The 23,236-nt window shown below is 54.8% G+C and carries 22 protein-coding genes and 2 tRNA genes; 2 read left to right on the forward strand and 22 right to left on the reverse strand.

Features of this window, described 5'->3' with window-relative positions; all coding sequences use genetic code 11:
• Positions 1-147 precede the first annotated feature (147 nt).
• The 6 genes from ACXAFI_RS15425 to ACXAFI_RS15450 all read right to left on the reverse strand — a co-directional run bounded on the left by ACXAFI_RS15425 (position 148) and on the right by ACXAFI_RS15450 (position 8,711).
• The gene (locus ACXAFI_RS15425) at positions 148-726 is read right to left on the reverse strand and encodes a class GN sortase (protein ID WP_475109523.1); all 579 of its coding nucleotides are present in this window, start codon (positions 724-726) and stop codon (positions 148-150) included.
• Entirely contained in the window at positions 723-3,107 is a 2,385-nt protein-coding gene (locus ACXAFI_RS15430; protein WP_475109524.1) for a marine proteobacterial sortase target protein, read from the reverse strand. Before ACXAFI_RS15430 ends, ACXAFI_RS15425 begins: the two co-directional genes overlap by 4 nt.
• Positions 3,108-3,717: 610 nt before the next feature.
• On the reverse strand, positions 3,718-5,760 hold the full coding sequence (locus tag ACXAFI_RS15435; protein ID WP_475109525.1) for a hypothetical protein: 2,043 nt from the start codon (positions 5,758-5,760) through the stop codon (positions 3,718-3,720).
• A gap of 354 nt (positions 5,761-6,114) precedes the next feature.
• Positions 6,115-7,218 (reverse strand): phosphoribosylaminoimidazolesuccinocarboxamide synthase, encoded by a 1,104-nt coding sequence (locus tag ACXAFI_RS15440; protein ID WP_475109526.1) that lies wholly within the window; start codon positions 7,216-7,218, stop codon positions 6,115-6,117.
• A 108-nt stretch (positions 7,219-7,326) separates the two neighbouring features.
• The gene (locus ACXAFI_RS15445; protein WP_152456093.1) at positions 7,327-8,412 is read right to left on the reverse strand and encodes an AI-2E family transporter; all 1,086 of its coding nucleotides are present in this window, start codon (positions 8,410-8,412) and stop codon (positions 7,327-7,329) included.
• Between the two features lie 20 nt (positions 8,413-8,432).
• Complete coding sequence (locus tag ACXAFI_RS15450) at positions 8,433-8,711, reverse strand: sulfurtransferase TusA family protein (RefSeq protein ID WP_475109527.1); 279 nt, start codon at positions 8,709-8,711, stop codon at positions 8,433-8,435.
• 208 nt (positions 8,712-8,919) lie between these two features.
• Here ACXAFI_RS15450 and ACXAFI_RS15455 point away from each other — a divergent pair, with 208 nt between their 5' ends.
• Positions 8,920-10,428, forward strand: a complete 1,509-nt coding sequence (locus ACXAFI_RS15455; RefSeq protein WP_152451583.1) for a M48 family metalloprotease — start codon at positions 8,920-8,922, stop codon at positions 10,426-10,428.
• 82 nt (positions 10,429-10,510) lie between these two features.
• On the opposite strand, the gene nadA is transcribed toward ACXAFI_RS15455, so the two are convergent.
• Positions 10,511-11,563: a quinolinate synthase NadA gene (nadA, locus tag ACXAFI_RS15460; protein WP_475109528.1), complete on the reverse strand. Its 1,053-nt coding sequence runs from the start codon at positions 11,561-11,563 to the stop codon at positions 10,511-10,513.
• A 208-nt stretch (positions 11,564-11,771) separates the two neighbouring features.
• Here nadA and ACXAFI_RS15465 point away from each other — a divergent pair, with 208 nt between their 5' ends.
• Positions 11,772-12,872: an NAD(P)/FAD-dependent oxidoreductase gene (locus tag ACXAFI_RS15465; RefSeq protein WP_475109529.1), complete on the forward strand. Its 1,101-nt coding sequence runs from the start codon at positions 11,772-11,774 to the stop codon at positions 12,870-12,872.
• Positions 12,873-12,993: 121 nt separating this feature from the next.
• On the opposite strand, the gene ACXAFI_RS15470 is transcribed toward ACXAFI_RS15465, so the two are convergent.
• From ACXAFI_RS15470 to ACXAFI_RS15540, 15 genes are all read right to left on the reverse strand, one after another.
• A tRNA-Lys gene (locus ACXAFI_RS15470) sits at positions 12,994-13,069 on the reverse strand.
• A gap of 103 nt (positions 13,070-13,172) precedes the next feature.
• Positions 13,173-13,248: transfer RNA gene (locus ACXAFI_RS15475), tRNA-Lys, on the reverse strand.
• Between the two features lie 131 nt (positions 13,249-13,379).
• A complete protein-coding gene (gene queC / locus ACXAFI_RS15480; protein WP_152456091.1) occupies positions 13,380-14,057 on the reverse strand; it encodes a 7-cyano-7-deazaguanine synthase QueC in 678 nt (225 codons plus the stop codon).
• Positions 14,058-14,095: 38 nt separating this feature from the next.
• Positions 14,096-14,755 (reverse strand): 7-carboxy-7-deazaguanine synthase QueE, encoded by a 660-nt coding sequence (gene queE / locus ACXAFI_RS15485; RefSeq protein WP_152451571.1) that lies wholly within the window; start codon positions 14,753-14,755, stop codon positions 14,096-14,098.
• 129 nt (positions 14,756-14,884) lie between these two features.
• Positions 14,885-15,727 (reverse strand): YbgF trimerization domain-containing protein, encoded by an 843-nt coding sequence (locus ACXAFI_RS15490; protein WP_475109530.1) that lies wholly within the window; start codon positions 15,725-15,727, stop codon positions 14,885-14,887.
• 18 nt (positions 15,728-15,745) lie between these two features.
• The gene (locus tag ACXAFI_RS15495) at positions 15,746-16,231 is read right to left on the reverse strand and encodes an OmpA family protein (RefSeq protein WP_152451567.1); all 486 of its coding nucleotides are present in this window, start codon (positions 16,229-16,231) and stop codon (positions 15,746-15,748) included.
• Between the two features lie 95 nt (positions 16,232-16,326).
• Positions 16,327-17,622: a Tol-Pal system beta propeller repeat protein TolB gene (gene tolB / locus ACXAFI_RS15500; protein ID WP_152451565.1), complete on the reverse strand. Its 1,296-nt coding sequence runs from the start codon at positions 17,620-17,622 to the stop codon at positions 16,327-16,329.
• Entirely contained in the window at positions 17,619-18,413 is a 795-nt protein-coding gene (tolA, locus tag ACXAFI_RS15505; RefSeq protein ID WP_475109531.1) for a cell envelope integrity protein TolA, read from the reverse strand. Before tolA ends, tolB begins: the two co-directional genes overlap by 4 nt.
• Before the next feature lie 7 nt (positions 18,414-18,420).
• Entirely contained in the window at positions 18,421-18,852 is a 432-nt protein-coding gene (gene tolR / locus ACXAFI_RS15510; RefSeq protein ID WP_475109532.1) for a protein TolR, read from the reverse strand.
• A gap of 20 nt (positions 18,853-18,872) precedes the next feature.
• On the reverse strand, positions 18,873-19,562 hold the full coding sequence (gene tolQ / locus ACXAFI_RS15515) for a protein TolQ (RefSeq protein WP_152451559.1): 690 nt from the start codon (positions 19,560-19,562) through the stop codon (positions 18,873-18,875).
• Between the two features lie 4 nt (positions 19,563-19,566).
• Positions 19,567-19,971, reverse strand: a complete 405-nt coding sequence (gene ybgC / locus ACXAFI_RS15520) for a tol-pal system-associated acyl-CoA thioesterase (RefSeq protein WP_475109533.1) — start codon at positions 19,969-19,971, stop codon at positions 19,567-19,569.
• 55 nt (positions 19,972-20,026) lie between these two features.
• Entirely contained in the window at positions 20,027-21,049 is a 1,023-nt protein-coding gene (gene ruvB / locus ACXAFI_RS15525) for a Holliday junction branch migration DNA helicase RuvB (RefSeq protein ID WP_475109534.1), read from the reverse strand.
• 24 nt (positions 21,050-21,073) lie between these two features.
• Positions 21,074-21,685: a Holliday junction branch migration protein RuvA gene (gene ruvA / locus ACXAFI_RS15530; protein WP_475109535.1), complete on the reverse strand. Its 612-nt coding sequence runs from the start codon at positions 21,683-21,685 to the stop codon at positions 21,074-21,076.
• 69 nt (positions 21,686-21,754) lie between these two features.
• Positions 21,755-22,282, reverse strand: coding sequence for a crossover junction endodeoxyribonuclease RuvC (gene ruvC / locus ACXAFI_RS15535; RefSeq protein ID WP_152451551.1), 528 nt, complete (start codon positions 22,280-22,282; stop codon positions 21,755-21,757).
• A 165-nt stretch (positions 22,283-22,447) separates the two neighbouring features.
• Positions 22,448-23,191 carry a YebC/PmpR family DNA-binding transcriptional regulator gene (locus ACXAFI_RS15540; protein WP_152451549.1) on the reverse strand — a complete coding sequence of 248 codons (744 nt, stop codon included), beginning with the start codon at positions 23,189-23,191 and terminating at the stop codon, positions 22,448-22,450.
• Positions 23,192-23,236: the final 45 nt, after the last annotated feature.

Here is a 23,236-nt window from a genome sequence, read left to right on the forward strand (position 1 = left end):
TACAAAAAATTTTCCAGATAGGACGGTTAGTGACGAGCACAACAAAGCGGCAAAACGATTATTTTTCATTTTGCCGCTTTGCCGGAATATTTTATGGAAAGTTTGAGAAAATGAACTACAAAATCGAGTCTCAAATAACGACTTCAGTCACAGCCGCACCAGCTCCCCGCCAGATTGGTATTCAGCGTAGACCAAGTAGCGCAGGGGACCACCCGCCGACAAAGCATCGAAGGGATAGCAGGTCACCAACAGCAGACCGCGCTCCGCGAATACCGGCAGACGTTCGCGTTCACTATTTACGATACGCAGCGCCGTTACCCGATAAGTGTGCCAGCGCCCGTCCTCACCCTGCAGGTAAATGGCGTTGCCGCGCTGTAAATATTGCAGACCGGCAAAGTGTGTATCCCGGTGCGCAGCGATCACCGTGGTGCGAAAATCACCGGGCTTGCCGGAACCATCAAGCAGGCCGGGACCAAAGGCGAGGGATTCTCCACTGCCTCCCGCCAGCACTATAAAAGGGCGCTGGCCCTGCAGCTTGAGCTTGGCCACCGGCCGGGTATCCGCCCAGGGCCAGGGCTTTTGTGGCGCCCCGCCCTGCAATTGCTCCTCCCAGGCGCTGGTAATCAGCAGCTGGGCCAGTTGCGCCTTGGCCAGTAGCCAAGAGGCGGAGCCCAAGTGCCATAACCCCAGCACCAGACAGGTTGAGAAAAGCAGCAGACGTATCACCGCGACGCACTTCCCAGCTGCGCTTCCAGGCCACTTTTGCCACGGCGCAAGTCAGGTATAACTTTGCGCAGTTGGCGGCGCAGTCCGGCCATTAGATGGCCACGCACCCGGCGGCCACGGCGCAGCAATACGGCCAGGCTGAGCAGGCTCAAGGCAGAGAGCAACTGTGCGTAAACACCGGTGGCCGTACTGGGGTAGGCCTGGCGCTGCAACACCTGCCCTCTAGGTACCATGTTGGTCACCGCACTCTGGGAGAGCTTTTCTTCGGGCCTGCGTATCGGCTCTTCTTCAACCGCGACAAAGCTGGTGTAGGGGCTGGCAAGTTGATGATCCAAGGCGAGCTGCAAAATCTGCTCACGCAGGGCTTGGCCCGCATCGCTCTCCTCGCCCAGCTGGGTCTGGCGGTCGCGCAGGGATTCCATTTTGCTGCGCGCCCACAAACTGCCGATGCCCTTGCTACTGGGAGCCTGCTCCAGCGTCAGCGCCAGGTTGCGCACAAACTGCTTACCGGCCATGCGCCCGCGCAACTGAATATCCCCCTGCAGCGACTCCCCTTCCACCCTGGCCACCAACTGCAACGGTTCACCGCGATAGAGGTCGGGGATTCGTTTGGGATAGGCGTCCGCCACCACGCCCTCGGGCCAACTCAGCTGTAGGTTGGTGGCCATCGGATTTTCCAGCTTGGCGAATAAGGCCTGCATGCGTCCGCGCACCTCGGATATATCGCCGATAGTGACCGAGATACCGCGGCCAAACTGGGCGGCTTTATGCATAAAATGGCTGTTGGGCGCCGAGCCAATGCCCACCGTAAATAAACGCGTATTACCCAGGTGCTGATGGATTAGCTCGAACAGCGCCTGTTCATTGCCTACCGCGCCATCGGTGATAAATACCACCTGGTGTACCAGGTTGTTGTTATCCGGCAACTGCTGGCCTAACGCCAGACGCAGCGCCGCAGCCATCTCGGTGCCCCCATCGGCATTTAAACGCTCCACTTCCCGGCGCGCGCGCTGAATATTCTCCGCACTTGCGGCCACTGGACGCGGGAAAAAAGCGCGCGCACTGTTATTAAATTCAATGACATTAAAACGGTCATCACCATGCAGCCGCGAGAGCGCAAGTACCAGGCTCTCCTTGGCCTGGCGGATAGAGTTACCGCCCATAGAACCAGAGGTATCGATCACGTAAACCACTTCCCGCGGCAAGCGCTGGGCGCGAGTGCCCTCATCCGGTGGCAGCAGCATCACCTGTAAGTAGGTACCGGATTTTTTATCCGCACTTTCCCTGCCATCCGCCTGCCCCCCGGCGACACGCTCACCAACATACTCACTAAAGAGCGCCGCACGCGGCATGGCCGAGGGCTCCGGCTGCCAATTTAAAAGAAAATCCCGATCCATTTTCGCCGTGCCTTTGAGCAAACGAATGGAGTAGCGCTCTCCGGCTTTTTCATCGATGGCAATATCGTGATAAGGGCTACCGATTTTCACCAGCGGCAAGCCGCCTTCCAGCTCCACTTCAATGGCAATATTGTGACTACCCACCGGCTCCAGCTCTTCCGCCGGCTGCATAAACGGAGTAATCGCCGGTGCATCCTTTACCTGATTGGTAGGCAGCGCCCAACCACTGCTCTGAGTGGCCAGCTCCAACTCGGTACCACCGAGGGCGTGTGAGGGAATGGATTCACCGGGGATATAACGGGGAGTCAGGGTGGTTGGCAGCCGCAAAGAAAAAACACCACTGTCATAGATTACCGGCTGCAGGTAGCGAATATTCACCTGCACCGTTTCTCCCGGTGCAATATTCGCTACTTTGTTGGTAAACAGGTTGGGACGCTGTTGCTCTAAGAGCGCCGCGCGCTTACCCGCCGCGCGCGCGGCCTTATAAATCTTTGCCGCCTGTTTGCGCTCGCGCACTTTGCCGACAATACGACGATCGCCCAATTGAATCTCAAGGCCAGCCACCGCTGCCTGCTCAGGCAATGGCAGTGCGTAAACTGCCTCCTGCCAGCTATCGCTGGTATTCTGAAAAGCCTGCTGTAACTGCACTTCTGCAACCAGACCGCGCACCACCATTTCGACACTACTGTGCAGGTGCACGGCGGGCACATAGCGGCCCGGCTCTGCGCCGGTAAACAGTAAATCCCCCGATTGCACATCGTCCAAGGTAATCGGTTCAGAGGTAATATCACCATTACTAGACGTAAGCTCCTGGGCACTGACCTCAGCTCCGATTGCCGCAATGACCACCGCCAATACCACTACAACAAATAACAACCAGCGCCCGGCACCACCGGTCTTCTGGCGGCGACGATAATATTCCTCCGTCGGCAACATCAGATCGTCTTTATGAAACCGCTGCCCAAACAACATCACCCTGTTCACTCACTTTTCTCCACTTTTAAATTGGATGCTAAAGTCATTAAACAGAGGGAAGTTGGCGAAAGGCGGCAGGGAATCGGACGGGAAAAGGGAGGAATTATGGCGAATTGTGGCAAAGACAAAAAAACCAGCAGAAGCGCCGGTTTATCTATCAAGACCGCACTGAAAATCACTACTTTTGCGAGATTTTCCTGTCTACCTGAATCTTTACAATGCGTGCTTTCAAGAACAACGGTGAACAGCTCTGTACCCGTCTACAGAGCTTAATCAGAATTAACAACTATTCGTAAATATGTCCCCTCCATTCAAAACCTCTATATCTATGCCGAGAATAAATAGCAAAAGTCAGTGCTAGTATCCTGAACAGAGGGGAACATTGAGTCAGCTACCGTGCAAGCCAAGATGATATTGCCGAAGCTCTTGGTTTTAGAGTTCAATTTACACACACTGTGAGCAATTTCACTGTACATTCAGAGCAAGCTAAATAATAAGCTCGCTTCTATACCAGTCAGTTTGCCAAGACGCCTCCTTCAAACTCACCATATCGAAACATCGGAATATAAATCGCTTTTCACGCAAACAGGACGGGTTAATATCACAATAACTCAACCACTCAGCACTTTCCAAGCTGACAGATTTCAACATCCACGATATCCTGAGAATGCAATGGCAAATAAACAATGGTCGTTTTTCTACCGGCTGTATTTCTAAAATTACCCCATTTGAAATCGTCGGTAGTTTGCCCGTTAACTTTCACTGCAATATTTTTTTCACCCTGCCAGCCTTCCAACACAAACGCAGGATTGAATATCGGGTTAGACCCTGAGCCATTTAGCCTGAAAGTTAACGAGTCTGTTGCATCAAAATAGTATGCTCGCTGAGATTCATCATAGCCAAAGTCTGAAGAACCCTTAACATTAGTGAGTGCAGGAGCCTGAAGCCAGGACTTAGCCAGTTTGACAACCTGCTCAGTTGACATATCGGACAATCCAGTGAGCAGCAGCCGGGTTTGTGAAAAATCATCCTGTTTGAACGGTGGATTAAAAGCCATATGGAATAGCGATGTATGGCTTGGGTAACGAGAATCCATGGCTCCACGACCAAATGCTCGAATCTGATTCACCGGCCAGTGGTCCCAGCGAACAAAATGATGTCCAGGATATTCTTCTTCAAAATCCACTTCAGAATATGGAATAATTTCCAGCGTGCTGCCGTGCTCCATAATGGTATAGGTATCAAAATCCGTATCTTTTAAATTAATACGAGCAATATTAGCCTGCAAAGGCAACTCAAAAGGCTCATTACCTCGGTCATTAATACCTCCATCGGCACCATTATAACTCTCCACCTGCCCCTCCATATTAGCGAGGACAAGCGTTTTATTAATTTCAATGTTATCCCAAGGGTCTCTGCCTGCACTATTAATAATCATCGCTTCATGATATTCAAACCCATTGGGAGCATCGCCATAGGTATTGGCCTGCTGACTGAATAGCGTATTTCGAGAGAGTACCGAACCATCGGGATAAAAGTAAAAAACAAACTCGGATGTTGAACCCCACCCATCCGGTGAATCATCTGTATCAATTAAGTTGTAGCAAATACCGGTGGGATGATACCGCCACTGCACGATAACCCTTGCAGGGGTATTTTCAATGACACGTACATGGCTGTAGCGAGCCTGCTTGTCATTCATAGGCTCAGCACCACCGCTTTCGCACATTTCCGGCCAGCCCCAACTTTCATTAAATTCATTGCTGAACCATGCACCGTTTTCTGAAACCAGACTTGGGACAAAGCCCAGACCTCTCCAGAAAACCCATTTGGTATCATTGCCATCAAAATTAACAACTACATCGGGATGGGCATGCACTTGCCAATTGTCACTCCACACACTCGACCTTGGCTGGTATTCATCATCCGGGCCGACATCCCACGCTCCCACATAGCCCAACTTGGTGTATAGCGCTCCAAAGCCTGAATCTGGTCCCTCAGGTAAAGCGTTGGCACTATAGAACTCGGCTACAGGCGGGATATAGGGGGACTGCTCAGTAGAAGACTGCGTGATTGAGCCATTCGAATTTAAAGTTAAATGGTGAGTTAACTTACGTTCGTTATCATGATCATATATTTCCCGTAAAACCGTGCGGTCAGGCCTCACCGTATAGTATTCATCGACCCAACCTGTCCACCCCGGCAGCATTGGATCAGTATGAACATCAAATTTTGGGGCATAACGCCAGTGTATTACCACTTCACGTTGGGACTGACGAATAATCCGCACATGGGAGTGACGATTGAGTTTATCCCAGCGCAGCCCTGCTCCATCCCCTTGAGTGTCAAAAAGCTGCTCTACATAATTGACACCTTCGTCGGTGTGCCACCGTGGCAGATAGCTAGAGGCCCGCCAGAAGTAGAACCGTTCTGTGTTAGAGAAATGAATAACGATATCGGCAAACTCACTAACCATCTGATGGGCTTCCCAGGGCTCACCTGAATCCATTCTCGAGTAATAAGCATAAAATTCATCCCCTGTGTGACGAGTAGGTTTATCACCTTTTCGGGATTCTGACCCAGTGGAACATGCAGCCACCATGAGAAGGATATAAAAAGGGAAAAGACACTTATATAAAAGGGTTGCCGCCATCACTTTCATTAATTTTAAATCTCTTCACTTGGCAAATATAAATTGCGTTTTAACTTTATATTTACCAAGTTTACACAGCGGGCAATTAGAAAAGTGAAAGATAAAATATATTTAATCTAAGGCCAACTCTGAGACAGCATAGATACACCCCAAGGTTCAGACTCCAAGCCCAACTCTATAGAAGGCCTAGGGAATTGCAGTTACCACTTGAGACCAAGCCCAGTTAAAGCTAATAAAATTATTTTTACCGGGGAAATACTCTAGGGAAGAAATTACAGGCACTATCCCCAAGCTGTAGAAGCTAGCAGGTAAACAGACATAAAAAAGCCGGCGCAAGCGCCGGCTTTTTTATTTAGGCCCAGATCAGTCGACCAGGCCATAATCCTTACGCAACACTTCAAGCAATTCCGCTTTAGGATTATCAGATATCTCCAATTTCGTACCAATAATCTTCTCAGCAATACCGATATAAGTACTAGAGAGATCCATCAGCATAGATTCTGGCAGCTCGTTATCACGAGCCAGGGCCAGACGCTCATCCATGCGATCTTTGTTCAATAGAATATCCGCATCGGGGAAGTAGCTGAGCAAAGCCTGACGGAAACCCTCTTTGGATTTTTCCACAACCTTGCCCGCGCGATACTGTTCACCGTCCCAAATGCGGGAGGAGTCCGGGGTACCCACTTCGTCCATATAGATCAGCTGTTCTTCGCCATTGGCATCGGTGACATAGCCGAATTCAAACTTGGTATCGACAAAGATTTGATCGAGCTTTTCCAGCTCGGCAGAAATCAAATCGAAACCCTCTTTCAGCAACTTCTCGTACAGGTCGATATCGCCCGCGCTGCGGAAGCCGAAGGCCGGAAAATTGTCTTCGATATTCTTGCGGGTGACATTGACATCATCCGCTTCCGGCACGCCGGGGATGCCCTTGAGAATACCTTTGCTGGAGGGGGTAATCAGTAGCTCTGGCAGCTTCTGGTCTTTCTGCAGGCCATCGGGAATTTCAATGCCGCAAAACTCGCGTTCGCCCTTCTGATAAGAGCGCCACATGGAGCCGGTGATGTACTGGCGAGCGATCGCTTCGATCATCACCGGGCGCGCCTTCTGTACGATCCACACCAGCGGATGCGGGATATCCAGAATATGACTATCGGCCAGGCCCTGCTCTTTAAACAACTTGAACCAGTGGTTGGAAATGGCGTTCAGTGCCGCACCCTTGCCGGGTACGCCGCGCATACCGCCTTCACCAGTCCAGATGCAGTCAAATGCGGAGATGCGATCGGAAATCACCATTACCGCGAGAGGGGTGTCCGGGGAAACCGGGTAGCCTTTTTCCTCAATCAGGCGGCGGCTATCTTCTTCGCTCAGCCAGTAAACAGAACGGACCTTGCCGCTATGGACAGGCTTGTCGGTACGGATCGGCAGGTCATTATTGACCGCTAGAACTTTGTCAGCCAGGCTCATGGGCTCTCACCTATTTGAAGGGCCAAATAAAAGAAAGCGCGGCATTCTAGCAATGGCCCCGCGCCTATACAAAGAAAAGAAATCGACTAGCGAAAACGTGATCGGGCATCACTCCGATATACGCTTAGCTTCCCACTCGGCCTGGTGCTCGCTGGTGGGCCAGGCGGTCATAATGGCTTTGAGTAGAGTGGCCAGAGGGATCGCGAAGAAGACACCCCAAAACCCCCAAATTCCCCCGAAAAATAATACCGCCAGGATAATTGCCACCGGGTGCAGGTTAACCGCCTCAGAGAACAACAACGGCACCAGTACATTGCCATCGAGCAGCTGGATAATGCCGTAAGTTATGATCAGGTAGAAAAACTCGTTGCTCCAACCCCATTGGAACAGACCAATGGCCGCCACCGGGATAGTCACCACCGCCGCGCCGATATAGGGAATTAATACACTCAAGCCCACTGCTACCGCCAGCAGCAGGGCGTAATTGACCCCCAGTAACAGGAAGGCGGCATAGCTCACCGCAGCCACTATGCCGATCTCTACCACTTTGCCACGCACATAGTTGGCCACTTGGTCGTTCATCTCGTGCCAGATCTGGTGCAGCATGGGACGCTGCTTTGGCAGGAAAGAGGTACACCAGCGGATCAGCTGGTCGGAGTCCTTCAAAAAGAAAAACACCAGGATCGGCACCACCACCACATAAATCAGCAGGCCTGCAAAAATGGGCAGGTTGGTGAGAGAGAAAGCCAGCAGGGTCTGCCCCATCCCACCCAGCTCTTTGCCGAGGGTATTGAAAACCTCATCGATCTGCGCCGCAGAAATCAGGCGTGGGTAACGCTCCGGCAGAAGCAGCAACAGCTCCTGGCCGCGCTGCACCATATTCGGCAGCTCCGCGCCGAGGCGCACCAGCTGGCGCCAGATAATCGGTAACACCACAAATAGCAGGCCCACGATAGTGCCCACCAGCACCAGGCAGGAAAGCGTTACCGCGAGCCAATGGGGCACCCGCCAGGACTTCAGCTTCTGCACCATGCCCTGCATCAGGAAGGCGATCACCAGGGCCGTAAGCACAGGCGCCAACACGCCTCCGAGCGTGGCCAGCACCACCAGCGCCACGGTGAGCAGCAGCACGAGCAACACCACTTCTTCCTGACTGAAGTAGCGGTTCACCCAGCCTTTAACAATCGACAACATAGACTCTCGGGTTTGATTCTTCATTTGCCAGCGTACAGCCAATATAGAAAGGTGTTATCACGCCTTTCGGCGCGCAGCAGGGGCCTGCCGCTCAGTGAAGCAAAACTGTGAAAATCGCGCCAAGAGCCCTCATCCGTTGCCATAATACACAGCAGGGTTCCCGCCTCGTATTGATGCAGGGCTCTACGCATAGCCAATAGAGGCTGTGGGCACGGCAACTGGCGGGCATCCACCGTTACCGCCGCATGCCAGTCTGGCGCGCTCTGTTCACTAGCGGTATCGGAGAGAAACTCGGCCATTGGCTACTCGCTCGCAAGCTTTGCAGGGCTGCGGATTATAACGCGTAATCTGCGCCAGAAACCGTCAAAGCTTTACCCTTTTTAACTCGCCAGCTGGCGCAAACCTGAACCTTTACAGACCCACTCGGTCAAACTCTCGACAGTTCAACGGGGTTGCGTATAGAGTTGGACTATAGATCCTACACGGACAGACCGAGCAGTAATCAAAATGACTGATCCCCAAAAAAGCCTGCCTCGTCGATCGTACAACTCGACCCTCTCACAACGGCTGCGCGGCAGTTTAAAGGCACTGGGCATCGGCCTATTGCTCGGCAGCACTCCCTTAGCGGCTAGCGCCGACTCCGAGGGAATCCGTCTGCCAGAACTCGGCGACAGCACCAGCGGCCTGGTCTCCCCCCAGCGAGAGAAAGAACTGGGGCAAATGTGGCTGCGCATGTTTCGCAGCCAGGTAAAAACCTCTTCAGACGCACTCCTACAGCAATATGTCGAGAAAACTGTCAAAGGGCTCGCCGAGTACAGCCCCTTAGAGGACAAGAACATTGATGTGGTCGTGGTGAGTAATGAAACCATGAATGCATTCGCCGTCCCCGGCGGCATTATGGGCATTCACACCGGCCTCTTCCTGTTTGCGGAAAACGAGGATCAGTTTGCCTCGGTAATTGCGCACGAACTGGGCCACCTCAGCCAGCGTCACTACGCCCGTTCGCTGGAGGCCCAGCGCAACAATACCCTACCCACTCTAGCCGGCATGCTCGGCGCCTTAGTGCTCGCTGCCACCGCCGGCGGTGATGCTGGCATCGCCGCCATGACCGCGACCCAGGCCGCGGCGCTGGACAGCCAGTTGCGCTTTAGCCGTAAGAATGAGCAGGAAGCCGATCGGGTCGGTATCGAGACCCTGGCCAAATCTGGCCGCGACCCGGACGCTGCCGGCGAGATGTTCGAGCAGATGCTCAAAGCCACACGTTACTATCGTCGCCCACCGGAGTTCCTGCTGACCCACCCGGTAACAGAAAAACGGATTGCCGACGCCAAGCTGCGCTCCCAGCGTATGGAAAATGTCGAACCAAGCGACAGTCGCGATTACCATATGATGCGCGCCAGGATTCGCCTGGCCACTGAAGCGACACCGCAGCAGGCAGTCAAGCGCTTCCAGGCAGAACTCAACGGCATCAATGACAATGAAGATGCCGCTCGCTATGGCCTGACACTGGCGCAGATCGCCGCGGGTAGGCCGGATTCGGCCCTGGACACCTTGCAACCCCTCCTCGACAAGGAACCATCCAAAGCAGCCTTTGTGCTGGCGCGCGCGGATATCGATCTGGTGCGGCATGACTACACAGGTGCCACTCAGCGCTTACAGCGCGCACTGGATCGCAACCCCGGCGATCATGCCCTGGTGATGGGACTCGCCAACGCGCACTTTAAGGCCGGCAACTACCTGGCTGCCGAGCGCATGCTGGCCAAATACAGCCGGGTGCGCAAGAAAGATCCGGCCGTGTGGTACCTGCTGGCAGAGACTCACGGCCTGGCCGGGGATATCGTCGGCGTACACGAGGCCCGCGCCGAGTACTACATTCTCAACGGTGTTTTCGACAAAGCGCTACAACACCTGCGCCACGGTATCCGTATGACCCAGGACGATTATCAAACCAATGCCATTTTGAAACAGCGCCTCAAGGATGTGATCAAGATGCAGGAGAAAGCCAAGGAGCTTTAACCCCTGAGACCAACACCACCAAAAAGAGCGGCCATTGGCCGCTCTTTTTGGTGGAATCAAATCACCCCACTGGGCACTCTTCTTAACCTTTACGGAAGTCCAGCATTCTCTGCAGCGGGATCATCGCCTTGCGGCCCAACTCCGCATCCACAAAGATCTCGTTATCGCCGCGTTCCAGCACTCCACAGAGGTTCTCCAGGGAATTCATCGCCATCCAGGGACAGTTGGCGCAGCTGCGGCAGGTGGCACCGGCCCCAGCGGTAGGAGCAACCATCAGCTCTTTATCCGGGCATTCCTGCTGCATCTTGTAGAAGATGCCCTGGTCGGTTGCCACGATAAAGCGCTTCTCAGGGCGGGTCTTGGCCGCATTAATAATCTGCGAGGTAGAACCCACTACATCCGCCAGCTCCACTACTGAGGCCGGGGATTCCGGGTGTACCAACACTACCGCGTCCGGATAGAGCGCCTTCAGATCCTCCACCCCTTTTGCCTTGAACTCCTCGTGCACGATACAGGAGCCGTCCCACAGCAAAACATCTGCGCCAGTTTCGCGCTGCACATAACCGCCGAGGTGCTTGTCCGGCGCCCACAGGATTTTTTCGCCATTGGCATCCAGGTGGTCCACAACATCCAGGGCAATACTGGAAGTGACCACCCAATCCGCCCGCGCCTTCACCGCCGCGGAGGTGTTGGCATAAACCACTACCGTGCGATCCGGATGCTGATCACAAAACTCTGAAAACTCTTCGGGAGGGCAGCCTAGATCCAGAGAGCAGGTTGCCTCAAGGGTCGGCATCAATACTTTCTTGTTCGGAGTGAGAATCTTGGCGGTCTCACCCATAAATTTTACCCCGGCTACTACCAGAGTATCGGCGCTATGCTGAGCGCCAAAGCGGGCCATTTCCAGGGAGTCAGACACACAGCCACCGGTCTCTTCGGCCAGCGCCTGGATGAGCGGGTCTGTGTAATAGTGAGCCACCAGCACGGCATTCTGCTCTTTCAGCAGACGCTTTATGCGCTCGCGCCAGGCTTGCAACTCCTCTTCACTGTATTGAGGCACAACCGGCTCCGCCAGGTGCGCCTGCACCAGAGAGCGGGAATCTACCTGTTCTGCGACAATGGACTTTTGGGTCATGGCCAACTACCACTAGCGAAAAACGCGCATTATAACGCATTGCGACGCCATATCAGTGCACCTAGAGAATTAACAACTAGTTATTCGACAGCGCTGCAAGGTAAGTTGCTCACCCTCGTGCACACCCAACCAAACCAGGGGCTCAGGGTTGAGCAAGAAACTGCACGTTAAAGCAAACAAAGTTATTTCCTTATCGGCGGACCCTTAAATGGAAAAGGTGGAGAGTGTTGTGATCGGTGCCGGAGCTATCGGCCTCGCCTGCGCCTACGCTCTGGCCAGTAAAGGCCGACGGGTACTGGTTTTGGAACAGCACACTAGTATCGGCACCGAGATAAGCGCCCGCAGTAGCGAGGTAATCCATGCCGGCATTTATTATCCCAGCAACAGCCTAAAAGCCCGGGCCTGCGTCTCGGGTAAAGCCAAACTCTATCGCTTTTGCCATGAGCATGCCGTGCCCCATAAAGCCATCGGTAAATTAATCCTGGCCACTAGCGAATCCCAACTCGCACAACTCCAAGCCTTGAAGGCACAAGGCGATAAGAACGGTGCGGGAAGGTTGAGGCTACTGAACAGGAAAGAAGCCGAGGTGATAGAACCAAAACTGCACTGCCATAGCGCAATTTACTCACCCACTACGGGTATTTTCGATAGCCACGCCTTTCTACTGGCTTTACAAGGCTCTCTGGAAGCAGAGGGCGGCCAGGTTGTATTGAATACAGCAGTGAACAAAGTATCGCGCGGAAGCGAAAACTATCAGCTGACCATGGGCGACGGTTATCAGCTTGCCGCAGATCATTTAATCGTAGCCGCGGGACTGCACAGCCACCGATTACTCTGCACCATCAACGATGAAAGTATTCGGCAGGCCGTCCCAAGCCAATTTTTGGCAAAAGGGAATTATTTTTCTCTCGACCACAAACCCCCTTTCTCCCACCTGATCTATCCCCTGCCAGAGCCCGGCGGTCTCGGCATCCACCTCACATTGGACATGGAGGGCTATGCCCGCTTTGGACCCGATGTTGAGTGGATAGATAAAATTGAGTACAGGGTGGATAAAAACCGAGGGGAGAAATTTTATAAAAGTATTCGTCTCTACTGGCCCGAACTTCCCAAAGAAAGCCTGAGGCCGGACTATGCCGGTATTCGTCCAAAACTGGCAGCAAAGGGCGGCCCACCCCAGGATTTCAAGGTGCTCCACAAGGGCGAAACACAAGGGCCGCAATTAGTGGCCTTTTTTGGGATTGAGTCGCCCGGCCTTACCAGTTGCTTATATTTGGGGGAGATGGCAGCCGACTTCATTTGCCGCTGAAACTGCTCTCTATAGAGACAAATAAATGCCTTAACCGCTCAGCCAAGTAGAGAATTTTCAGGCGTGAGAAAGCCAATGCTTGCAGGGAAGAAATATAATTAAGAGGAAAGCAGTAGAGAAATGGTGGGTCGTGCTGGATTCGAACCAGCGACCAATTGGTTAAAAGCCAACTGCTCTACCAACTGAGCTAACGACCCTTAGGAAGTTGGGCGAACTTGGTATGTCCCAACTCAGGATGCTTTTACTTCTCTCGCAGATCTGTAAAAGCTGTGGGGTTACTGTAGGTATCCCCGGCGGAAATGGTGGGTCGTGCTGGATTCGAACCAGCGACCAATTGGTTAAAAGCCAACTGCTCTACCAACTGAGCTAACGACCCTTTTCCGTGCCTCGATGTGAGGAGCTGCGTATCTTACGGATCTATTCTGAAAAGACAATACCTAACCCGAAAAAAAATCTAACAAATTTAAGGAGTTAGGTATTCCCCTTGAAAATGACACCAACTGACAATCAGCTGGCATACACCGTGGGGTCCGCCAGGCCCGCATCGGCAAATCCCACCGCACGCAGCCGACAGCTATCGCAGCGGCCGCAGGCCGCACCATCGGGGCGCGCCTGGTAACAGGATACCGTCAAACTGTAATCAACCCCAAGACGGGTTCCCTCAAGCACGATATCCGCCTTACTCATCTGCATCAGCGGCGCTCTTACAGAGAGCTTGTGTCCTTCAACCCCAGCGCGAGTGGCGAGGTTGGCCATTTTCTCATAGGCCTCGATATATTCCGGACGGCAGTCTGGATAGCCGGAATAGTCCACCGCGTTGACGCCAACAAAAATATCCTGGGCTCCGAGAACCTCGGCCCATCCCAGGGCAATAGAGAGAAATACCGTATTGCGAGCCGGCACATAGGTGACCGGAATTCCGCTGGTTTCCTCTTCTGGAACCTCAATACTGTCATCGGTCAGGGCTGAGCCGCCGATCGAACGCAGATCGAGTTTCACGACCTTGTGCTCTACCGCACCAAGATCGGCCGCGACGCGCTTCGCTGCCAACAATTCGGCTTCATGGCGCTGACCATAATCGAAACCCAGCGCATAACATTCGTAACCCTCTGCGCGCGCCATGGCGAGCACCGTGGCCGAGTCGAGGCCACCGGACAGCAAAATTACCGCTTTCTTTGCAGTCATCTCTTCCTCAATGTTTCTATTCACAATCTCCGGGCCAATCAAACACCCGGGATATCTCCCCACAGCAATTTGTGCAGCTGCATCTGCATGCGCACCGGCAGGCCATCAGCCAAAATCCACTCCGCCAGTTGTCGCGCGGGCAACTGCTCATAGCTGGGGGAGAAGAGCACCTCTCCTACTCGCTCCGGTAAGCGATACTGATCCAGGGTAAATCTGGCCCACTCGTAATCCCCCCGATCACAGATCACAAACTTGATCTGATCGTCGCGGGTGAGCAGCTGCATATTTTCCATGCGATTGCGGTGTTGCTCCCCAGAGGCCGGGGTTTTCAGATCCACAACCCGTGAAACTCTAGGGTCCACCTGATCCACCGGCATGGCGCCACTGGTCTCAAGTGATACCGAATAACCGGCGTCACAGAGGGCTTCCAGTAGAGGTAGACAATTGGGCTGCGCCAGGGGCTCGCCTCCTGTCACGCAAACATGACGCGCGGGGTGGCTCTGCACCTGCAGTAATATCTGCTCCAGGGTCATGCGCTCACCGCCATAAAAAGCGTATTCCGAGTCGCAATAGGTACAGCGCAGCGGGCAACCGGTCAGGCGAACAAACACCGTTGGCAAGCCACTTTCTCGCGCCTCCCCCTGAAGGGAGTAGAAAATTTCACTAATTCTGAGTGATTCTTTAGACAGATTGGTCATACACACCCGACACAAAAACGCCCGGATGGCACATGCCATCCGGGCGCGGGATCATAGGCTTTTTCTGATCAAAAAACCAGCGACGCTCACTATAGAACAGAAGAGCAGGGCTACAGCCCTGGCTCTGTGCTAGAAGTTCTCCTGGAGATACTTCTTAGCCAGGTTCGAGGCGCGGGCATCACTCCCCGCCACCTGTTCCAGCAGGTTACGGGCTTTCTGCTGATCTCCCAGCTGGTGGTAAACCGTACCCAGCTTATAGCGGCCGTCCCATACTTTATTGGAGTTGGGGTAGCCGTCCAGCAGCGCCACGAACCATTCGCGGGCCTCCTCCAGGTTCCCCTGTACCAGTGCTATCTCACCCAGCCAATAATTGGCATTGGGGGCGTACTGACCATTGGGAAAGTCTTGCAGCAAGCTCTTGAATTCAGCGCTGGCACCACCGTAATCGCCATTGCGGGCCAGACCAAAACTGGCCTGGTAGCGGTCGCGTTCACTCTTGCCGTCCTTCGGCCCCTGGGGCTTCGGTGGCATGGCAGAACCTCCCCGTACAGAAGCGCCGCCACCACCTTTGACAGGTGGTTGTACCGATGGTTGGACAGATGGCTGTGCCGAGGGCTCGGTGCCGCTCAGGCGTGCAATACGCCGATCCAGATCCATGTAATCCTCGGTGCGCTGCTGCTTGAGACGCTTAATCTCGTGACGCAACTCCTCAACCGTTCCGCGCAATTCGCGCACTTCCTGCTGCAGTACCTGCATCTGGTAGTAGGCCTCGGCCTGGGGGTTGGTCTTTGCTTTCGGGCTGGAGGTAGTAGCGCGGGCGAGGTACATGTCCTCGGCACCTGTGCCACTAGAAAGGGGGGACTGTTCCTGGCTACTTGTAGACAGGTCGACAATCGGGGCCTGGGAGAAGACGGGCGATGCCGCAGCCATTACGGCTGCGGCGATCGCCAGTTTTCTAATCGTAAAAGCCATTGGCATCCATTTTGACGATTAGTTAATAACAACGCGACGGTTCATCGCACGGGCAGCTTCGTTAGAGCCCATTTGAGCCGGACGCTCTTCACCGTAGCTGATCACTTCCAGGTTAGCTGCATCTACGCCCTGCAGTACCAAAAAGTCGCGTACGGCATTGGCGCGACGCTCACCCAGAGCCAGGTTGTACTCGCGGGTGCCCAGCTCATCAGCATGGCCTTCGAGGCGAACAGCAGAGGTATTACCGCGCATACGGTCAGCGTGACGGATCAGCAGTTCACGGGTTTCCGGCTTCAGCAGGGATTGGTCGAAGTCGAAGTAAACTACATTCTCCAGAGGAGCCATGGTTTCACTCTCATCGACAACAGTGGTTTCAACCTGGGTGTCAACCTCGGGCTGGGTGTACTCCTCGCCGCTGCTTTTATCGCTGTTAGTATTGCTACAACCGGCCATTACAGCCAAAACACAGGCCAATCCCAGTCCCGTTTTTACTGATTTCAACATAAGCTACTCCGCTTTTAGTGTTATCGAAAATCCTGAAAGATTTTTTTAAGTTGGTCTTATAAATACCCTACGCCCCAGAGCGCTGGGTCCCCACCTCAATCAAAGTATGGCGACCATGCCGGTTCCCGGACATCGCCTCTCTGTGAGGGTAAGTTGTACTTCACCCCGGCATCCAGCGATACCGCAGCCAGAATGCCCTTGTCTCCGCGCTTGGTTGCGTACATCAGCATGGCTCCATTCGGAGCGATGCTGGGGGATTCGTCCAGGGTGGTCTCCGTAAGGACACGCATCCTGCCCGAGTTAATATCCATCGTGGCGATGGTAAAGGTTCCCCGGTTGCGATGTACCATGACCAACGTCTTCCCATCAGGAGAAACTCGTGGCCGCGCATTGTAGTCGCCATCGAAGGTTAAGCGGTCGACTTGGCCAGTGGCAAGAGTCAATTGATAAATTTGTGGCTTCCCTCCCCTATCTGAGGTGAAAACCAGCGATTTACCATCCGGCATCCAGTTTGGCTCGGTATCAATGGAGAAGTGTCTGGTCATGCGGGTGAACTTGCCACTCGCCAAGTCCAGAACATAGATCTCCGGGTTGCCGTCCTTGGAGAGCACCATAGCCAACTTGGTTCCATCGGGAGACCAGGTCGGTGAACTGTTGATGCCCTTGAAGTTGGTCAGCTGTTTGCGCTCGCCGCTGCGCAGATTTTCGCGGAAAATCGCCGGGCGGCCGGTCTCGAAGGAAACGTAAGCCAGCTCCTGGCCGTTGGGCGACCACATGGGTGACATTACCGGCGCGCTGAAGCGGCGGATCTGCTTGGCGCGCGCGCCATCAATATCGGAACGCATCAGCACATAGCTGGGTTTACCACCGCGACTCTCCTCCTGCACATACACCATTTCGGTGGAGAAGGCGCCACGTATTCCGGTAATGGCCTCGAAGATTTCATCTGCGGCGCGGTGGGCGATATCGCGCAGCTGGGTCTGGCCACCGCGCACCTGCTTGGTGAACATCTTGTGCTGGCCAAATACATTAACCAGGTCAAAAGTCAGCAAATAGCCGGAGGCCTGGGGCTCTATACGGCCAGTAACAATGTATTCGGTGCCGAGAATACGCCAATCGCGGAACACCACATCTTCCGGGGTTTTAGGGAAGGACAGCATGTCCTCCTTGGGCACCGGAGAAAAAAGGCCACTGCGACGCAGGTCGGCGGAAATAATCCCGGAGACATCTTCTCTAAGGACACCACCGCCCGACCAGCTGAATGGAGATATCGCGATCGGGGTGGGGTCATCGATTCCGCTGGTGATATCCACCACCAGCTGGGCGCGAGCCCCCAGGCTGACCGAGGCGATTGCAATAATGGCGACTGTCTTCAGTAAGCTCTTGATCATTGGCGCAGATCTTCAGGGTTAAAGTTTAATGTTGTAGTGCGGACGTGCCGTTCGAAGGCTGCCGGCTCCTCTCGAGCCAGTTCGGCCACTTCGGGAAATACTTCCACTTTGCGAATGGCGGTTAGAACCGAGCGATCGAATGGAGCATTGCCACTACTCTCGATAATATTCGCTGCCACCACCCGGCCAGTGGGGACAAAATTGATTTTCACTACAGTACGCATACCATTACGGGCACTGGGTGGTCGACTCCAGACAGACTGTATGCGCTGCTGAATCGCTTCGCCAACTGACCCTACCGCTCGCAATCCCTCATTGGCATCAAGCAGCTCTTGCTCATCCTCTAGCGCTTCATTAAAAGAACTCTCCCGCTCTTTGACCAGCTGTTCCTCGAGTTCTTTTTCCTTGCGCTCTTTCTCTTTGCGCTCCTTCTCACGACGGGCCTTTGCTTCCTTAGCCTTGCGATCGGCCTCGGCTTTGGCCTTGCGTTTTTTCTCCGCTTCCTGCTTTTTCTTTTGCTCCAGGGCCGCGCGGCGTTTGCGCTCCACTTCGGCCTTGCGTTTCTGCTCAGCCTCGCGCTGGGCGCGCTGCTGAATTTTGTCTACTTTCTTGGGCAGTTTCTTCTTTGGTGTCGCCGCCTCGATAGTTACCAGCTTGGCCTGCACAAACTTCGGCATCGGCTTGCGCTCCGGCATACTGCTGGCTTCCCAACCAAAGGTCATAGCTATGATCAGCGCTCCGTGTAACAGGAGGCTGATCACTATCGCCAGTACGTAAAAGCCTTTATTCACCGGCACCCTACCCCTGCGGTGGCTCTGTCACCAGACCGACACTGGGCGCACCCGCCTGCTGCAGCTCGGTCATGGCATTGACGATCAGACCGTAGCGGGCCTCGCTATCGCCCCATACCAGCACAGGAGTTTTCGGCTTCTGCCGCAATACCTTAGCCACCGTCTCCTTGATCTCAGTGAGAGGCTTGGCCTCCTGCTCATCGCTACCCAGATTTAGGTAATAGGTGCCATCGGCACGCACCGAAATAATCAGAGGCTCCTCATCGGTGTCCTCCATCGGCGCCGAGGGCGCGTTTGGCAGGTCCACTTTGACTCCCTGCATCAACAATGGTGCCGTGACCATGAAGACAATTAGCAGCACCAGCATCACATCGATGTATGGCACCACATTGATCTCGGAGACCAGCTTTTTCTTGGTTCCCTTGCGAAACACACTCATAGGGTTCGCCTACTCACTACTCAGCCGGAGTGCACTTTGCGGTGCAGAATAGAGGAAAACTCCTCGGCGAAAGTTTCGTAGCTGGACAACAGCCACTCCGCCTTGGCCGAGTAGCGGTTGTAGGCCATCACCGCGGGAATCGCAGCGAACAAACCCATCGCCGTAGCCACCAGTGCCTCACTGATACCGGGGGCAACCGTGGCAATGGTGGCCTGATGCATAGTGGCGAGGCCGCGGAAGGAATTCATAATCCCCCAGACGGTACCGAACAAACCGATATAGGGGCTAACAGAACCAACCGTCGCCAGGAACGGCAGGTTCATCTCTACCTTTTCCTGCTCCCGTGACATGGCTACGCGCATGGCGCGCTCGGTGCCTTCCATAACCGCTTCCGGGCCACTGCTGCCCTGCTGGCGCAGGCGGGTAAACTCGGTAAAACCAGCGCGAAACAGGGACTCAACCCCGTCGGTCTTACCTTTCTCGGCGCGCTCATTGCCTTCGCGGAACAGTTTGTTCAGGTCCGCGCCGGACCAGAAGCGGCGCTCAAAGTTATTGAGCGCACGCTTGGCCTGGGACAAGTAGAGCCCGCGCTGGATAATCATGACCCAGGACACCACAGAAGCCAGTAACAGCAGCAGCATAACGAGCTGTACTAACAGGCTGGCGTTCTGGATTAGCCCCCAAAGAGAAAGTTGTTCACCGGCGTTCATCTTCTTAAATAACTGCCTTTAATGCTGAATAAATGGGTTCCGGCAGGGCACAGGGCCTGCGGCTGTCGTCAGCGACACAGGCCACTTTGACCACACCTTCGCAAATTAGCTCATCGCCGCGCCAAATTTTTTGTTCAAAGGTCACGGCGGCACGGCCCAGTTTGCCAATCGTCGCAGTAGCGCGCAATGCATCGTCGAGGCAAGCCGAGCGGCGGTATTGAACCTCGGCGGAATGCACCACCAACAACAGCCCTTCCTGTGGCATCGCCGGCTTATCATACCCGAGGGAGCGCAGCAGTTCTGTGCGCGCGCGCTCCATATACTTTAAATAATTCACGTAATACACGATGCCGGCCGCATCGGTATCTTCGATATAAACCCTTACCGGAATACCGAACTCTTCCTTCATTCAATTTCCCTCACTTCCACAGTCACCCAGCTCAGCAGCATAGAGAGCTGGGTTATCAGCTGATTTTATCCGGCTTGGGCAGACCAAAGTGTTCGTAAGCTAGCCCGGTAACCACTCGCCCACGGGGCGTCCGGGCAATATAGCCCTGCTGAATCAGGTAGGGCTCCAACACATCCTCCAGAGTATCCCGCTCTTCGCTCACGGCAGCGGCGAGGCTATCCACCCCCACTGGGCCGCCATCAAACTTCTCGATCATCGCCAGCAGCATGCGCCGGTCGAGGGAATCAAAGCCTTTTGTATCCACATTGAGCATATTCAAAGCGGCATCGGCAATGTTTGAATCCACTGCCCCATCGCCCTTTACTTCGGCATAGTCACGCACACGGCGCAACAACCGGTTGGCGATCCTCGGCGTGCCGCGGGCGCGGCGCGCCACCTGTAAGGCGCCGCTTTCATCCATTTCCACACCCATCAGCCTGGCGGAGCGGCGCACGATACTGGTGAGATCTTGCACGTTGTAGAATTCCAGCCGCTGCACTATGCCGAAGCGGTCGCGCAGGGGCGAAGTGAGCAGGCCCGCTCTGGTGGTGGCCCCCACCAGAGTAAAAGGTGGCAGATCCAGCTTGATGGAGCGCGCCGCCGGTCCCTCGCCGATCATAATATCCAGCTGGTAATCTTCCATGGCCGGATACAGGACCTCCTCCACATGGGGGCTGAGACGATGGATTTCATCGATAAACAGCACATCCCCCGGCTCCAGGTTGGTCATCAAGGCGGCCAGATCACCGGCCTTCTCCAGTACCGGCCCCGAAGTGGTCTTAATCGCCACTCCCATCTCTGCGGCAATAATATTGGCCAGAGTGGTTTTGCCCAGGCCCGGGGGACCGAATACCAAAGTGTGATCCAGGGCCTCTTTGCGCAGTTTGGCCGCCTGAATAAAAATCTCCATCTGCTCGCGCACCACCGGCTGGCCCACATAATCGGCCAGGGCTTTGGGGCGCACGGCGCGGTCATACTGCTCTTCCTGCCCCGTGGGCCCCGCAGGTTCGGGGGCGACCAAACGATCGGCTTCAATCATCGCAACAACTCCAAGCCACTCGGTTTAGGCGGGCGCCATGCCTTTTAAGGCCAGACGTATCAAAGCGGCACTATCGGCTTCGGGCTGTTCCTTACCCGCGCGAGCTACCATTTTGCTGGCTTCGGTGGGTTTGTAACCCAGAGCCACCAGGGCGCTCTCCGCTTCGCCTGCGTGGTCAACTTTGGGTGCGGCAGCCGCAGCCAGCAACGGGATATCGTTGGCATCGCCGAAATCCGGGGTCAACTTATCGCGCAACTCAACAATCAAACGCTCGGCCGTCTTCTTGCCAACACCGGGCACTTTTACCAGGGCCGCAACATTATCTTCCGCCACACAGCGCGCCAGGGCCGCACCATCGAGGCCGGATAAAATCGCCAGGGCCATCTTGGGCCCCACACCACTGACTTTGATCAGGGTGCGGAACAGCTTGCGATCGGCATCGCGAATAAAGCCGTAGAGCTGCTGGGCCGTTTCTGAAACTGCCAGGTGCGTATGCACTTGGACCGGCTGCCCAAGAGGAGGCAATTCAAAAATTGTGGTCATGGGCGCGAGCACTTCGTAGCCCACACCCTGCACATCTATCAGCAACAGAGGGGGCTGAACCGCGGCCAGGGTGCCACTCAATCTTCCAATCATGGTGTTATTCCAGGTTTATCTATCGCTGCTCACAGTGAGGACGTGAGGAGCGGGATTTTGTAGAGTTCGCTAAACGCTGAGGCGGCCGCGGCGAAAACGACTGCGCGCTCCACCGGCGGTAAATAGCAGGGTCTGCTCCGTGTGCATATGGCACAGGGCCACGGCGAGCGCATCGGCAGCATCCTCCTGGGGAGTCCCCGGCAAAGACAGCAGGGTTTTGACCATGTGCTGTACCTGCAGCTTGTCGGCCGCACCACTGCCCACCACCGCCTGCTTGACCTTGCGCGCCTCATACTCGGCCACTGCGAGGCCGCTATTCGCCCCGGCCACTATGGCGGCTCCGCGCGCCTGCCCTAATTTCAGGGCTGAGCCCGCGCTCTTCGACATAAACACGTTTTCAATGGCCATCTGCGCCGGCTGGTATTGCTGGGCGATCTGAGTAACCGCATCGAAAATGAGTTTTAAGCGTTCGGGTAAAGGGCCCTCGGGAATACGAATCACCCCACTGGCCACATAGCGGGCAACACTCCGTTCTACATCAATAATTCCATAGCCCGTTTTGCGCGAGCCGGGGTCAATACCCAGGATTCGGGTCAAGAGGCGTTCCCCAAATATCTGTATGTTTATATAGTGGTGGGAGTGTCCCAAGGTGGAGGCAAAGCGTCAAGGGAGATCGCAGGCTGAGCCGAAAAAGCAGGTATTTGGAAAGGGGGTTAAGGTAAGCCTGGGGCAAGCAACGCCCGCCCCGGCCGCAGCAGGGTCTTAGCCCAACTCTTCCATCACCTCTTCGGGAATATCCGCGTTGGTGTAGACATTTTGTACATCATCGAGATCTTCCAGCATCTCGATCAGAGCCAACACTTTCTCCGCGCCCTCTTTATCGAGCGGGATTGTGGTGGACGGGATCATGGCGATTTCGGCGCTGTCCGGGGTGAAGCCCGCAGCTACCAGGGCGTCTTTCACCGTGAGGTAATCCTGGAATTCGGTGGTCACTTCCACACTGCCATCATCGTTGGTCTCGATATCCTCGGCACCCGCTTCCAGTGCCGCCTCCATCAGGGACTCTTCATCCACGCCAACGTCGTAGAACATCTGGCCTTTACGGGTAAACAGGTAGCTTACGGAACCATCGGTGCCCAGGTTGCCCCCACGCTTGGAGAAGGCGTGGCGCACTTCAGCCACGGTGCGATTGCGGTTGTCAGTTAGGCACTCCACCAGTACCGCTACCCCGCCGACACCGTAACCTTCGTAAACCACGGCCTCATAGTTATCACCATCGGCATTACCGGCACCGCGGGCGATGGCTTTATCGATGGTGTCGCGCTTCATGTTCGCGCCTAGGGCCTTATCGATAGTGGCGCGCAACGTCGGATTATCGTCCGGGTTTGGGCCCGCCTTTGCAGCCACGGTCAGTTCGCGAATAATCTTGGTAAAAATCTTGCCCCGCTTGGCATCCTGAGCCGCTTTACGGTGCTTGATATTGGCCCATTTACTATGTCCGGCCATGTTCCGTCTCTCTTCAGTCAGTGCGTGGAATGGGCCAATAAGCGA

The organism is Microbulbifer sp. ABH2_005 (assembly GCF_056160005.1).

Bases quoted from the DNA above. Each gene is read 5' to 3' on its own strand.
- ACXAFI_RS15435 (WP_475109525.1), bottom strand. From the start codon at position 5,760: ATGAAAGTGATGGCGGCAACCCTTTTATATAAGTGTCTTTTCCCTTTT.
- ACXAFI_RS15440 (WP_475109526.1), bottom strand. From the start codon at position 7,218: ATGAGCCTGGCTGACAAAGTTCTAGCGGTCAATAATGACCTGCCGATC.
- ACXAFI_RS15445 (WP_152456093.1), bottom strand. From the start codon at position 8,412: ATGTTGTCGATTGTTAAAGGCTGGGTGAACCGCTACTTCAGTCAGGAA.
- ACXAFI_RS15450 (WP_475109527.1), bottom strand. From the start codon at position 8,711: ATGGCCGAGTTTCTCTCCGATACCGCTAGTGAACAGAGCGCGCCAGAC.
- ACXAFI_RS15455 (WP_152451583.1), top strand. From the start codon at position 8,920: ATGACTGATCCCCAAAAAAGCCTGCCTCGTCGATCGTACAACTCGACC.
- nadA (WP_475109528.1), bottom strand. From the start codon at position 11,563: ATGACCCAAAAGTCCATTGTCGCAGAACAGGTAGATTCCCGCTCTCTG.
- ACXAFI_RS15465 (WP_475109529.1), top strand. From the start codon at position 11,772: ATGGAAAAGGTGGAGAGTGTTGTGATCGGTGCCGGAGCTATCGGCCTC.
- queC (WP_152456091.1), bottom strand. From the start codon at position 14,057: ATGACTGCAAAGAAAGCGGTAATTTTGCTGTCCGGTGGCCTCGACTCG.
- queE (WP_152451571.1), bottom strand. From the start codon at position 14,755: ATGACCAATCTGTCTAAAGAATCACTCAGAATTAGTGAAATTTTCTAC.
- ACXAFI_RS15490 (WP_475109530.1), bottom strand. From the start codon at position 15,727: ATGGCTTTTACGATTAGAAAACTGGCGATCGCCGCAGCCGTAATGGCT.
- ACXAFI_RS15495 (WP_152451567.1), bottom strand. From the start codon at position 16,231: ATGTTGAAATCAGTAAAAACGGGACTGGGATTGGCCTGTGTTTTGGCT.
- tolB (WP_152451565.1), bottom strand. From the start codon at position 17,622: ATGATCAAGAGCTTACTGAAGACAGTCGCCATTATTGCAATCGCCTCG.
- tolR (WP_475109532.1), bottom strand. From the start codon at position 18,852: ATGAGTGTGTTTCGCAAGGGAACCAAGAAAAAGCTGGTCTCCGAGATC.
- tolQ (WP_152451559.1), bottom strand. From the start codon at position 19,562: ATGAACGCCGGTGAACAACTTTCTCTTTGGGGGCTAATCCAGAACGCC.
- ybgC (WP_475109533.1), bottom strand. From the start codon at position 19,971: ATGAAGGAAGAGTTCGGTATTCCGGTAAGGGTTTATATCGAAGATACC.
- ruvB (WP_475109534.1), bottom strand. From the start codon at position 21,049: ATGATTGAAGCCGATCGTTTGGTCGCCCCCGAACCTGCGGGGCCCACG.
- ruvA (WP_475109535.1), bottom strand. From the start codon at position 21,685: ATGATTGGAAGATTGAGTGGCACCCTGGCCGCGGTTCAGCCCCCTCTG.
- ACXAFI_RS15540 (WP_152451549.1), bottom strand. From the start codon at position 23,191: ATGGCCGGACATAGTAAATGGGCCAATATCAAGCACCGTAAAGCGGCT.